The organism is Flagellimonas sp. HMM57 (assembly GCF_021390175.1).
Classification (GTDB): domain Bacteria; phylum Bacteroidota; class Bacteroidia; order Flavobacteriales; family Flavobacteriaceae; genus Flagellimonas.
Map to the genome: position 1 here is coordinate 578,531 of NZ_CP090004.1, position 13,289 is coordinate 591,819.

At 38.2% G+C, this 13,289-nt stretch carries 15 protein-coding genes; 3 read left to right on the forward strand and 12 right to left on the reverse strand.

Annotated features, from left to right (window positions below):
* Window positions 1–17 precede the first annotated feature (17 nt).
* Together LV716_RS02600 and LV716_RS02605 are read right to left on the reverse strand one after the other, a co-directional pair.
* Window positions 18–206 carry a hypothetical protein gene (locus LV716_RS02600; protein WP_163416240.1) on the reverse strand — a complete coding sequence of 63 codons (189 nt, stop codon included), beginning with the start codon at window positions 204–206 and terminating at the stop codon, window positions 18–20.
* Window positions 207–836 (reverse strand): RNA polymerase sigma factor, encoded by a 630-nt coding sequence (locus LV716_RS02605; protein WP_163416241.1) that lies wholly within the window; start codon window positions 834–836, stop codon window positions 207–209.
* A gap of 95 nt (window positions 837–931) precedes the next feature.
* Here LV716_RS02605 and LV716_RS02610 point away from each other — a divergent pair, with 95 nt between their 5' ends.
* Window positions 932–1,612 (forward strand): hypothetical protein, encoded by a 681-nt coding sequence (locus LV716_RS02610; RefSeq protein WP_163416242.1) that lies wholly within the window; start codon window positions 932–934, stop codon window positions 1,610–1,612.
* A gap of 3 nt (window positions 1,613–1,615) precedes the next feature.
* On the opposite strand, the gene LV716_RS02615 is transcribed toward LV716_RS02610, so the two are convergent.
* Window positions 1,616–2,764, reverse strand: coding sequence for an MFS transporter (locus LV716_RS02615; protein WP_163416243.1), 1,149 nt, complete (start codon window positions 2,762–2,764; stop codon window positions 1,616–1,618).
* A 57-nt stretch (window positions 2,765–2,821) separates the two neighbouring features.
* Window positions 2,822–3,643 (reverse strand): aldo/keto reductase, encoded by an 822-nt coding sequence (locus LV716_RS02620; RefSeq protein WP_233759213.1) that lies wholly within the window; start codon window positions 3,641–3,643, stop codon window positions 2,822–2,824.
* Window positions 3,644–3,795: 152 nt separating this feature from the next.
* On the opposite strand from LV716_RS02620, the gene LV716_RS02625 reads away from it, so the two are divergent.
* The gene (locus LV716_RS02625) at window positions 3,796–4,653 is read left to right on the forward strand and encodes an AraC family transcriptional regulator (RefSeq protein ID WP_163416245.1); all 858 of its coding nucleotides are present in this window, start codon (window positions 3,796–3,798) and stop codon (window positions 4,651–4,653) included.
* Window positions 4,654–4,874: 221 nt separating this feature from the next.
* Here the strand turns inward: LV716_RS02625 and LV716_RS02630 are convergent, their stop codons facing one another.
* The 3 genes from LV716_RS02630 to LV716_RS02640 form a co-directional block, all read right to left on the reverse strand.
* Complete coding sequence (locus tag LV716_RS02630; protein WP_163416246.1) at window positions 4,875–5,930, reverse strand: M12 family metallopeptidase; 1,056 nt, start codon at window positions 5,928–5,930, stop codon at window positions 4,875–4,877.
* 161 nt (window positions 5,931–6,091) lie between these two features.
* Window positions 6,092–7,369, reverse strand: coding sequence for a kynureninase (gene kynU / locus LV716_RS02635; protein WP_163416247.1), 1,278 nt, complete (start codon window positions 7,367–7,369; stop codon window positions 6,092–6,094).
* A gap of 52 nt (window positions 7,370–7,421) precedes the next feature.
* Window positions 7,422–7,886, reverse strand: a complete 465-nt coding sequence (locus LV716_RS02640; RefSeq protein WP_163416248.1) for a GNAT family N-acetyltransferase — start codon at window positions 7,884–7,886, stop codon at window positions 7,422–7,424.
* A gap of 69 nt (window positions 7,887–7,955) precedes the next feature.
* On the opposite strand from LV716_RS02640, the gene LV716_RS02645 reads away from it, so the two are divergent.
* On the forward strand, window positions 7,956–8,597 hold the full coding sequence (locus LV716_RS02645; protein WP_163417850.1) for an O-methyltransferase: 642 nt from the start codon (window positions 7,956–7,958) through the stop codon (window positions 8,595–8,597).
* Here the strand turns inward: LV716_RS02645 and LV716_RS02650 are convergent.
* The 5 genes from LV716_RS02650 to LV716_RS02670 all read right to left on the reverse strand — a co-directional run bounded on the left by LV716_RS02650 (window position 8,551) and on the right by LV716_RS02670 (window position 13,275).
* Window positions 8,551–9,135, reverse strand: a complete 585-nt coding sequence (locus LV716_RS02650; protein ID WP_163416249.1) for a phosphatase PAP2 family protein — start codon at window positions 9,133–9,135, stop codon at window positions 8,551–8,553. The two genes, LV716_RS02645 and LV716_RS02650, sit on opposite strands and share 47 nt — an antisense overlap.
* Before the next feature lie 3 nt (window positions 9,136–9,138).
* Window positions 9,139–9,417 (reverse strand): twin-arginine translocase TatA/TatE family subunit, encoded by a 279-nt coding sequence (locus LV716_RS02655; RefSeq protein WP_163416250.1) that lies wholly within the window; start codon window positions 9,415–9,417, stop codon window positions 9,139–9,141.
* Between the two features lie 82 nt (window positions 9,418–9,499).
* Window positions 9,500–11,818 (reverse strand): M1 family metallopeptidase, encoded by a 2,319-nt coding sequence (locus tag LV716_RS02660; RefSeq protein WP_163416251.1) that lies wholly within the window; start codon window positions 11,816–11,818, stop codon window positions 9,500–9,502.
* 61 nt (window positions 11,819–11,879) lie between these two features.
* Window positions 11,880–12,380: a DUF6702 family protein gene (locus LV716_RS02665; protein ID WP_163416252.1), complete on the reverse strand. Its 501-nt coding sequence runs from the start codon at window positions 12,378–12,380 to the stop codon at window positions 11,880–11,882.
* A gap of 157 nt (window positions 12,381–12,537) precedes the next feature.
* The gene (locus tag LV716_RS02670) at window positions 12,538–13,275 is read right to left on the reverse strand and encodes a carboxypeptidase-like regulatory domain-containing protein (RefSeq protein ID WP_163416253.1); all 738 of its coding nucleotides are present in this window, start codon (window positions 13,273–13,275) and stop codon (window positions 12,538–12,540) included.
* Window positions 13,276–13,289 lie beyond the last annotated feature (14 nt).

The window sequence follows — 13,289 nt, forward strand, 5'->3', positions numbered from 1 at the left end:
TGTTTTATCGTGTTGTTTTAATTGTCTTTTGTAGTCCTAAAGAGCTTGCGCAAAGCCGAACCCACATTAAAAGAGAAGAGCGAGGCCAAATCCATGATCAGCTTAGCTGCAGCTATGTCGTTCATGACCTTTTTCTTCATTCCCGGGGGGACTTCCCGTAATGAAGCTTCTAATTCCCTAAATGGATTTTTTCTTTGCTTTGCCATCTATGGTAACGTATTATAGGTTTCCACCAATCGTTCTTTTGCCCTTTTCAATCGCATTTTTACTGCGCTTTCGCCTAGCTCCATCAAAGCTACCAGGTCTTTTATCGATGCTCCATCTTGGTATTTCAACAATAAAATGGATTTTTCCTCTGCCGATACCAATTCCAAGGCCTCTCTTAATTTGTTCGCCTTCATCTCATAAAGGCTTTCCTCGGGCACCTCCTCTGTCAATTTATATTCAGAATCTTCCACAGGGGAAGATTTATCGCTCATCTTTCGCTGTTTGTTTCGATTAACATAGTTCACACAAAAATTATAGGTAAATGAATACAACCATGTCGAAAACTTTGATTTACCCTTAAAAAGTTTCAACTTAATGAACAGTTGCAGAAAAACATCTTGGGTCAAATCCTCGGCTTCATCTTGTGATCTTGCAAATCCATAACATTTATTGTAAACCATTTTAGCATAACGGTCATAGAGCTTACCAAACAATAATGGATTGTTATTGGCCACTATTCGTTTTACCAATTCCTCATCCGAAACATTCGCATACGGGTCGTCTGCCTGCGATGATTCCTTATCGAGGTTATTTATAAGAATAAGAAACAGCTTCTTTAAAAAGGTCACTTAGATGTTAGGTTATGATTCGGTTAGCATTACTTTTTACGGAAACGTACTACAAGATAAATTAAAATGACATTATATTTGGGGCAAAACTTATTATGAAACGCATTCCCATTTTAACATTTCTATCTTTTCTGATGCTTTTGTCCTGCAAAACAGAACAAAAAAAAGCAGTCCCGAAAGAAAAACAACAAAAAACAATCCCGGAAAAGATTGCGGATGCACACGGATATGAACATTGGAAGGCTGTAAAAGAATTTACCTTTACGTTCAATGTTGACAGGGACAGTACTCATTTTGAAAGAACTTGGGTATGGCTACCAAAATCGAATACCGTAACTTCAATTACTTCGAAAGACACCTTGACTTACAATAGAAAGTCCATGGATAGCACTGCCGTAAAGATCAATGGTGGCTTTATAAATGACAGGTATTGGATTTTGGCACCATTTAATCTGATATGGGATTCGAATAATTACACCTACGAACATTCCGAAAATGAAAAGTCACCTATAGCTAAAGAATCTATGCAAAGATTGACCATAATCTATGGTAATGAAGGTGGTTATACACCAGGAGATGCGTACGACTTTTACTTCAAGGATGATTTTATAATCCGTGAGTGGGTTTTTAGAAAAGGAAACCAAGAAGAGCCTTCCATGGCAACTACTTGGGAAGACTATGTTGACATAGGTGGTTTAAAATTAGTGCGTGATCATAAAAAGGCCGATGGAAACTTTAGCATTAACCTCACCAATTTAGACGTTCAAAAAGAGTAAAAGTTAGAATCTGTTCCTTTTCAATAGCATCGTAGTCATTAAAACAAGTAAGACACAACCTAAAAGGGCATAAAAACTGTGTTTTAGCGATGCGCTCTCCGCTAAAAATCCAAGGATTACAGGGCCCAATAAAAAACCTGAATACCCAGTTCCTGCAATAAAGGAAACTCCTTGGGCGGAATCTACACCTTTTACGTTTCCTCCGATTCTAAATAGTTCTGGAACTATTACGGAGAAACCAAGTCCGTTAAGTGCAAAGCCTACGATTGCTAGAACCGTATGTTCAGAAAGTACCAATGCATACCCAAAAATTGCTATTAATGCACCTAAGGCCACAATTTTGACAGAGCCAATCTTTGCGCTTATCCCGTCCCCTAAAAATCTACCCAAAGTCATTGCAGCCGAAAACGCCAAAAAGCCTGAACCTATCAGTACGCTTGGTGCCAGCGTGACCTCTTTAAGATAAAGCCCGCTCCAGTCTACGATAGCTCCTTCACTGCCCATAGCTACAAACCCTATTATTCCCAGTAAAAACAAAGGTTTGAACAGTTTTAGGCTAAATGGCTCTTTATCTACGGGTGCAGCTACAACACTCTTGTAGTTTTTATAAAATAGTAGATTTATGATAAAAACGAGTATAACCGTAATACCCATATGTAATACCGGATTTCCGATAATCGGAATAAGAAAACTCCCCAATCCTACAACTACACCTCCCAAACTAAAAAATCCGTGTGCGGCCGACATGAAGTTCTGCTTGTCTTCTTTTTCAATTTCGGTAACCAGTGTATTCATGGAAATATCCGTAAGTCCGTTAGATGCACCAAAAAGAAACAGCGATATCATTAACAAATAATAATTTGGCGCTAGAAGCGGAAAGAGTGCCAAGATGCTACTTAACATCACTCCCATCCATGTGGCCTTTCCTACCCCAAGCTTGTTAATTATTTTAGAGGCCAAAGGAAATATAGTGAACACACCCAAAGACAGGCAAAATATGGCAATACCCAAATCCGCTTTATCAATATTCAATTTATCCTTTACTGTTGGAATATATATGGCCCAAGTACCAAACCAAATGTTTAGACTGGCGAACACCCATGCGGGCGCAAAGTATCTGGGATTGGAAAAAATAAGCTGGAGTGATTTCATGTTAATGGGTACATGTTAAATTTAATACACTTTACAAATTGATAGTTTTCGAATATGTTATACAACATGGGATAAATCTTCTCCAAGCCTTCTATTTTTGTTCAGTCCTTCAATAACAGTCATTTCCCTTTCGGATAATTCAAAGTCAAATATTTCAAAATTTTCACGTATCCTTTTAGGAGTTATCGACTTTGGAATAACCGCTACCCCTCTTTGAATTAACCATCGCAACGTAACTTGTACCGCAGATTTTTGATGTATCTTTCCAATTTCCCTTAGTTCTGGAATATTCAATACCTCCCCCATCATTATCGGTCTCCATGCTTCGAGCTGTATATTGTGCAGACCTGCAAAGTCCATCATATCATTTTGACTACAATAAGGGTGCATTTCTACTTGGTTTAATGCTGGAACAACTTCTGCATCTCCCATTAAATTTTTCAACTGATCTATACTAAAATTGCATACCCCAATGGCTTTTGCCCTACCACTTTTATATATTTCTTCCATCGCTCTGTAAGTTTCCCTGTATTTGAATTTCACGGGCCAGTGTATCAAATACATATCCACATAATCCGTATCAAGCTTTATCAAACTTTCATCAAAGGCATATAATGTTTTATCATATCCCTGTTCACTGTTCCAGACCTTGGTAGTTATAAAAACATCTGCTCTGGATATTGTACTCTTTTTTATGGCCTTTCCCACTCCTTCTTCATTTTGATAGGCAGAAGCTGTATCTATTTTACGATAACCGGTATGCAAAGCAGAAATAACTGCGTTTTCGACCTCTTCGTCATTCTTTGCAAAAAGTACACCTAGGCCCATTTGCGGCATCATTATCTTATTATTGAGTTCAAATTTGAATGTATTCTCCATTGCCATCATCACTTTTTTGATTCAGCATATTCTTAATTTCTAAACAAAATAACTAAAGACTCTACTATACTTTTTAGCATAAATCATTCTTTAAATAAGACATTTTATTCTCCATAATCTCTTTTTTCAAACTATTTAGATAGTTTTACTTTATGAAACCTATGCTGGAAGCCATCAATGTAGCATCGAACACTTCGCTGAAGATAGAGACTTACTTCGCCTCTACCCAATGCGAGTCTACTGGATGGCATATCCATCCTGAGTTCGAATTGGTGTATGTGAAAAATGGCTCAGGAATACTCCATGTTGGTCCAAAAAAAGAAGAGTACAGCGATGGGGTCATTATTTTTTTAGGAGGAAATATTCCACATGCAGATTTTGGGAACAAGGATTATGATAACAATATTGAGGTGGTGATTCAATTCAAAAAAGAGGCATTAAACGACAGACTGCAAATCTTCCCTGAATTTAATGATATCAAGCGATTAATCGAAGCATCTAACCAAATATTAATTTTTGACAAGGCAACCAAAGAAGCGTTATCGGAAAAATTTGAAAAATTTCGAATGCTGGACAGCCAAGGAAAGTTGATCAACTTACTTGCCATTTTGGATTATCTTTCTAAAAAGAGTACTCCAAAAAAATTGTTGGAAAGCATCCCGTTGAGCAAGTTCAAAAAAGATGAAATACGAAGGTTGGAGCAGGCTTTTGAGTATGTTAACACAAATTATGACAAAAAAATATCCGTCACTGAAATAGCCTCGCAATTGGGTTTTACCCCCAATTCTTTTTGTAGATTTTTTAGGAAGATGACCCATCGAAGATTCATCAGTTTTGTAAACGAATTTAGAGTTGAAAAGGCAATTGAACACTTTAATATCAACAACACGAACATAGCCGAAATAATGTACAAATCTGGGTTTAATGACCCTTCTTACTTTACAAGACAGTTTAAAAAATACAAAGGAATTACCCCCTCTAATTATTTAAAGACAAAATACGGCCTATAGTCCCAAGGCTATCTATTGTTTTGAAGTATGTTAAAATTAAAAAAGAGGATGTTTAAAAAGTAATTGTTTTCCAGTTGTTAAGTTCAGCAAATGAAACCAATGGACACCTGTCGATAAATTAGATATTTCGACAGGCCCAATATGACAATGTGGAAAGCTTTTTAAACACCCTCTCTGTTTTATAACCAGACAATTTGTCTTAGCATTAACCCCGATTTTTATTAGTTACATCTTGTTATAAAATTCCATCGGGTAAAATCCCTCTCGTACAAACTACCAAAATAGGTAACCCTATCTCCAACAAAGTATTGTGTAGATGGCGACCACTCCGCCACACCGTCACAAGGACCTGCAGGGTTGGTATCCGTAGCTGGATATAGTGCATTTGTCCCTTGAATGTCCAAAGCAGAAATGCTCGCTTGTCTTGGTGGCAATAGATTGCCGTTCAAATCGGTAATGGTCGGTTGTCCGTTTCTACTAAATGTAAAACTACCGTACATCATGGTTGAATTAATATCAAACTGACCTGTTAAAAAGATAGCGGAATTGCTTTTGAAAAACTGGTCTTGTGCATCGGGCACAATGTTGTTGAAATTGATAATGACGAAATCATCCCTATCCGAACGGTTTTGCTCATGAATATAGCCCAATGTATGGCCTAACTCGTGAATAATCACTACAGCCGTTGCTCTAGTTCCTAAACGGATAAAACCTCTTGAACCGTTCATTCCCAACGTAGCGACACCAGAATTACTATTGGATCCCGAGGAGGAAATGGTTACATAATTGGACTGATTCGTACGTTCTTTGAAAGTAACGTTGGTTTTGCTGGTCCACTCATCAAAAGACTTTTGCAACTCCGAACGAACGGAAGCACTCAATCCATTGATAACGTAATAGACAACACCATCGGTCCATTTTCGAACACCTCCGCCCAATGCTAGACTGGTCTGACCGGCATCTGGTGTTGGGTTTTCGTCAAAAGCTTCAGCAGAATCCGATAATTGGTCTTCAAACAATCTCAAATCGCTTCCTGCAAGACTGTAGGTTCCGTCTTCTTCAAGCCTTACTTTTACCTCACTTCCCAAAAAGTACTTGGTAATAAAATCCGTATCCTGTTCTGTTGTGGATACTTCTTCATTTGGTGTTGTAGCATTTCGGTCTTCGTCTACATCGTTCTTTTCACAAGAAGCAATGGACAAAACCATAATCGCGGCTAAAGTCAACATAGCATTTAAGCCGACCTTAAGCCTTCTTTTTTCATTTTTAAATTTCATGTTCATATAAGTTTTTGGGGTTAAAACTTAAATATGTACGTAAGAAAGACAAGAATAGTAAGTAGCTACTTCGCTTTTTCGATAAACGGTGAATAAAGATTTATGAATTTTTGCGTTACAGACTTGTTAAAATTTTGGTTCAAAAAGCTAATTTTATCTTATTATCCGTTCTGATTCAGGAGAATACCTTTTTTCAAAAGCTGACCAAAATGGTACATGTCTTCAAAGGAGCAATAAAAAGGTGCTGGCGCCAGTCGTATTACATTAGGTTCTCTCCAATCGGTAATTACACCATTTTTCATTAAAAAATCAAACAACGATTTTCCTTCTCCATGTAAAAAAACAGAAAGTTGGCAACCGCGTTCTTTGGGGGTAATAATCTCGAAAGAACTATCTACTTCCTTATCAATTTCTTGTAAAACGAATTCAAGATAAGCTACAATTCTGAGCTGTTTTTCAATTAGGGCATCCATACCTACTTCATCAAACAGTTCCAAAGAGGCTAAGTATGGCGCAATAGAAAGTATTGGGGGATTGCTCAGCTGCCAAGCATCGGCCGTTTCTATAGGGTCAAACTCGGGCTGCATTAAAAAACGAGTTTCTTTTTTTGTGCCCCACCAGCCCTCAAAACGTGGAATATCTTTTTTACCCAAATGTCTTTCATGCACAAAAATACCCGAGGCGTTTCCAGGTCCGCTGTTCATATACTTGTAACTGCACCAAGCAGCAAAATCTGCATCCCAATCGTGTAATTTTAATGATACGTTACCCACCGCATGTGCCAAATCCCAACCTACAAAAGCACCTGTTGATTTACCTGCACTCGTTATCGCTTCCATGTCCAATACCTGACCGTTATAGTAATTGACACCACCTAAAAGCACCAAAGCCAGCTCCTCTCCTACCTCTTCAATTTTTTCAATGATATCCTCTGTTCGCCACGCATGCTCTCCTGCTCTTTTTTTGACCTCAACAATGGCATCGCTAGGGTCAAAACCATGAAATTTTACCTGACTCTGCAACATGTACTGATCAGATGGAAAGGCTTTTTCCTCACAAATGATTTTGTAACGCTTTTGATTTGGCCGATAAAAAGAAACCATCAATAAATGAAGATTTACGGTTAGCGTGTTCATGACAGAAATCTCTTTAGCGCTACCCCCAACAACTTTGCCCAAACCTTCAGCCAAAAGCTCGTGATATTGCCACCAAGGCTTTTCTGCATAAAAGTGCCCCTCAACGGCCAACTCCCGCCAATCTTTCATCACTTCGTCAACAAACTTCTGGGTCCGTTTTGGTTGCAGTCCTAGAGAATTACCGGTAAAATAGATAACCTCTTTTCCGTTGACTTGCGGATAATGAAATTCTTTTCTGTATTTGGATAATTTGTCCTCAGCATCAAGTTGCTGCGCAAATTCCAATGAATTTTGAAAAATCATAGCGTTTTTTTCTTCGACAGTATTATTTGTAAAGCTAATCGTTATCCATGCACTATTCCAAACGCATTTCTATTATATGTCTTTTAAAACCTACTTTTTCATATGCACGTATGGCAGGTACGTTATCACTATAAACCGTTAAACGTATTTCTTTTAATCCCCTTTCCAGCGACCAACGCTTTAACTCATCTACAATTCTGGCATTAATGCCCTTTCCCCTATGATCAGGGTGGGTATACATAAACCCTAGATAGGCATACTGCTCATGTGCCAGATAGTGCCTGGCCTTTTTGGGAATGGCATATCCGGAAGCTATTATCTTTCCATCAAACTCAGCAACGATTACGCTAGCATCATCATCCAATATCATTTGTTTGATATCGTAGTAACTAATGGGATCTTCTCCTAAAGTACTATCAAAAGGTCGCTCTGCCTTTATGAGTTCTTGTTCAAAACCCAAGAGGATGGGCAAATCTTCCAAGGTTGCATTTCTAAGTATTGGGTCGAGTGAGTTCATAGCCATATATAATTGAAAAAACTAAAATCCCAATGTAGTTCTTTTCTATATTTTTACGAAAAATTACGCATGCACTTTCTTTCCACATTACTGGAGAATTACATCAAGGATAATTCTGAAGCTGAACCGGAAATCTTAACAGAGCTAACCCGGGAAACACATTTGAAAGCAATACAGCCCAGAATGATCACGGGGCATTTTCAAGGACGGGTACTGAGTTTACTTTCTAAAATCATAGCTCCTAAAAATATTCTTGAGATTGGAACTTACACAGGATACTCGGCACTCTGCTTGGCGGAAGGCCTTCAAACTGATGGAAAACTACACACCATCGAAATCAACGAAGAGCTTTACAAGCTGCAGCGCACTTATTTTGATAAAAGCAGGTATGGAGCCCAAATTGAACAACATATTGGGGATGCATTGGATATTATTCCAAAGCTTGACATTTATTTTGATCTAGTATTCATTGATGCACAGAAAGTCAATTACGATGCCTATTTTGAAGCGGCTATTCAGAAAACGAAATCTGGCAGTGTTATCCTTTCCGATAATGTGCTATGGTCTGGAAAAGTGGTTGAACCTGTTTCTAAATCTGATAAAGCTACGGCGTCCTTAATTGCTTATAATCAAAAACTAAAAAACGATTCAAGAGTAGAGACTGTTATCCTTCCTGTGAGGGACGGATTGACTTTGAGTAGGGTACTATAAAGCGGTGGTATAATTTATAGAACAATAGTGCCGACAAAACACCTATCAAAGTACCTACTATAATATCCAAGGGATAGTGCACTCCAACAAAAATACGGCTGGTTGCAAATAGAATAGGCCAAATAAAGAACAGAACTGCCCATTTTACCTTCTTTCGTACAAAAAGAAAGAACAGAACAGTTATAGAGAAAGAGCTAGCGGCATGACCAGAGAAAAAACTAAAATCCGTAGGGCTTTTTAGAATGCGTATAAGCGTATTGATTTCTTCAGTATTATTAGGTCTCAATCTTGCTACTGTAGTCTTTGTCAAATCGGTTACTAAAATGATGAAAACTACGAGACATAGTACCGTGACCAGTTTATACGACGCTTCCAACGTGGAAAATTTAACGAAAAGTAGTACTATGAAAAATAAAAAGAGGGGTATCCATGTACTGATATTTGTGACCGTAGACCAAAAGATGTCATAATCTTCAATACCGAGGTTATTAAGATAGATGAAGGTGTCACGATCCCATTCAAGAATTCTTTTCAGCATACATTATTTAGTGCTCCGCTTTATCGACCCGGTCACTTCGTCAACATTTTTCTTGACTTCTTCCAACTCCTTTTTAATGTCTTTGGTAAAATCGGTATCGATACCTTGTTTATCTGCACTTTTTTGGATTTCACGCTTTATATCATCTGTAGCATCACGTAATTGTCGCATTCCTTTACCCAGTCCTTTGGCGATACCCGGAATTTTGTCCGCACCAAATACCATGACCACGATAAAGAGGATAAAAAAAATTTCTGCGCCACTTATAAATAGAAAATGCATAGGACAAATATAATGAGAAGTTGTTTGCAAATAAAAAAAGCCCTGTGAAATCACAGGGCTTCCATTAATTTAGTATTGCTTTCTATTCTCCTTTGATATTTTGCTTAAACTTATCAAAGTCAGATTTCTCTTCTTTTATCGGCCAAGAATTGTTAGCTGTATCAATATCTGCGGTCTCCAATTTAGGATCTACAACGATTCCTACCAATTCTTTTTGGGATGAAAATACCCTGCTTACCTCAACATCATTCATTCTCCATATTTCAGCGGGATAAGTAATGTTTTCTTTGGTTCCATCTGCATAAGTATATTCAACAATCAGTGGCATGGGCATTCCCCCTGGCTTATCAAAAGTGACTTCATAAAAATATTTGGGCTCCTCAACCTGAGCTCTTTCTGCTTCGGTCATATTGTCCATCATAAACTCTTTTAAGCTTTTAGAAGTTTCTGATGGAGATTTCCCCTTGAGCTCTGGGCTAAAGTCCTCACTATCCTCCTCCGCCAAATAGACCAATGGTGGTAAATCGGCTTCGGTCAGATTTCTATCCGCCATATACTTCTCCATTTCTTTGGTGGGCTTGTTCGCTACATAGTATTTTTTAACACCTTTTACACCAATATCCACATAATCAGTAGTGTAGAACCAGCCTCTCCAAAACCAATCAAGGTCTACTGCTGATGCATCTTCCATGGTACGGAAGAAATCTTCAGGGGTAGGGTGCTTAAATTTCCAGCGTTGCGCATACGTTTTGAACGCATGATCAAACAACTCTTTGCCCATAACAGTCTCCCTAAGAATATTCAATCCCGTTGCAGGTTTACCGTAGGCATTAGGACCTAAGCTGTATACGTTCTCTGGGTTCGACATTATTGGTGACATATAGTCTTGGTCTCCGCTCATGTAGGGAACAATCTTTGCGGGCGCTCCCCTTCGAGAAGGATAAGCACTGTTCGGTGCTATTACATCTGGATATTTTTCACCAAATTCCTGCTCGGTGAGGTATTGCATAAAGGTATCCAAGCCTTCATCCATCCATCCCCACTGACGCTCATCTGAGTTTACGATCATTGGGAAGAAGTTGTGACCTACTTCATGGATAATCACACTGATCATTCCATACTTAGTTCTGTCCGAATAGGTACCATCTTCATTTGGACGTCCATAGTTCCAGCAAATCATTGGATATTCCATCCCTTGGTTTTTCGCATGAACCGATATTGCTTTATGGTAAGGATAGTCAAAAGTAAATTTGGAGTATGTCTCCAATGTTTGAACAACTGCTTTTGTAGATTGTTCTTCCCAAAGTGGGTTACCTTCCTTTGGATACATTGAAACGGCCATAACATCTTTACCGCCAATTTTGACAGCCTGCATGTCCCATATAAATTTTCTAGATGTTGCAAAACCGTAGTCACGGACATTAGTAGCCTTAAACTTCCAAGTCTTCTTTTTTTCTGAAAAACCTTTTTCCGCAGCTTCTGCCTCAGCTTGCGTTACAATAAGAACAGGCTTGTCATATGATTTTGAAGCTTGCTTGTAACGCTTCATCATCTCCTTGGAAAAAACTTCATCCCTGTTCTGCAATACGCCTGTTGCATCTAAAATATGATCGGCAGGCACAGTAATGCTTACATCATAATTACCAAAGGGCAGTGCAAATTCCCCGCTCCCCCAGAATTGATGGTTTTGCCATCCTTCAACATCACTGTATACGGCCATCCGTGGAAAAAACTGGGCGATCACATAAGCACGGTTGCCATCTTTTGCAAAGTATTCATAACCAGAACGAGCCCTATCTACGGTATGGTCTGGAATATTATACCACCATTTAATGGAAAATGACATTTTCTCTCCACTCTTAAGAGGTTGGGCTATATTTAAACGCATCATGGTCTGATTGATGGTATAGGAAAGTGGTTTTCCATTGGAATCTTTTACAAAATCAATGTTAAACCCACCATCAAAAGGTTCGGTTACAAAAGTCTTCGCAAAATTACCTGTGGTGTAGGCGAAGTTTACGCCATCGCCATTTCGTAAAGGGGATTTTGAATCCTTGGCACGTACATTCTGGTCCAATTGTACCCAAAGAAACTCCAAATCATCTGGTGAATTATTATAATAGGTAATGGTCTCTTCACCATAAATTTTGGCATTTTTATCATCCAGTTCAATGTCCATGACATAATCTGCCTGTTGCTGGTAGTAATCCGGTCCTGGCGCACCCGAAGCGGAGCGATAGGTGTTAGGCGTGGAAAACTCCTCGTACAACTGTTTAAACCTACTCTGATTATAATGGCCGGGCTTCCTATCATCTTTTTCATTTCCTTCTTCTTGGGCCATAGCCGTAGTAGCTCCAAGCAGAAATAAAAGGGAAGCAAAACAATACGCAATCTTGTTCATTTTCTTTTTGATTTTTAAAACGTCGGAAAATAACTTTTTTTAACCAATATTTAAGAATAGCTTAGAAGTTTAACATTCCTTTATTATTCTCCCTGATCAATACAAAACTTTTCTTTTGATCTTTCCATTTAAAGTGGACTATGTTTTTTTGTTCCTCGAACATATCGGTTAAAATCTCATTTTGTACCGAAATCGATTTTAAGGTAGAAAAATCAACATCTGTAAGTTCCAAATAACAAATGACGACATCGTTGTCATACTTTTTGCCCAAAAAAGAATAGGCCCTGATTTCACCATTTAATGCAACGGCAAATTTTGCCCTGAAATATTTTTCTATATATTCGTCAGCGACCTTTGCCTCGTTTTGCGTAGCAAGTTCTGGGTTTATGTCATACCGTTCTTCCAAAACAGCCTCCAAATCATCTATGAAGATTCGACTTGTAATCTGAAAGGAGGCATTCTTTTCGGAATAGTTGATATTGGTGACGCTTACGTAAAATTTATGGAGTGTGAAACTTAATAATGGAAGCAACACCAGTGCAAGCAAAAAACTTTTTCTCATTTTATTTCCATTTTCTGAACTGATTTAGATTTTTGAACAAGTTCAATTTAAAATTGGACAAACTCTATGCCAATACACAAAATTGCCCAGAGCATAACAACTATAATTTATGTTTTGTAGGCATCATCTTCATTCTTTTGAACCAACTTTAACAAACTTAATCCAACCCATTGTTATGGCGGTATGCCTTACTTCTATCCATTAAAAACTGCCAAAACTTTAGTTCGTCATTTTGATGGGTCAAATCATCAAAGCGCTCATCCATTTCGCAAAAATAGATAAAGTCATAAAAACGCTTTTCAGGAATTTTTAAATGACCAACAAGTAAAGAATCTATAAAGATATCTTCAATCTGTTGTACCGATGTATAAGCTTTATCCAAAGCAATACGTTTCTTCAACATTTTGGTTTTTCCGTTGATTCTATTTAGAATCTTATTGAGATTAATGGACAGGGTAGGCAATAAATCTTTTGACATCAGTCGCGCATAAGGACCATGGTCGGCATCATGTAATTTGTTTTCACTTTGCGAAATAATCTTGACTTCGGCATTAGGGAGCCCAATAGCCTCGGCGCTAACATCTTTTTGCAATTGTAACCCGTCAATATCTGTATCCAACCTTCCAGAAAGATGATAAGGCTGTACTATAACTTCCTTTAGTTTATTTACGAATTCTTCCAAAGGCACCAAGACAAAATCCGTACGTAAAAGCTCGTTGGTAACTGGTACTATTTTTCTCTTAAACTGTACAGCGGAAAACACTAAAGTATCATTGAGCCGTACCGCTATGGAAAAATTTCCTTCAGTATCCGTTACAATGGCACGTTGAAATGTGATGTTTTGAACCGTGACCCCAGTAATGTCATTTCCTTTGGCAACAATCTTGCCCTTCAAAATTTTTGTTTGCT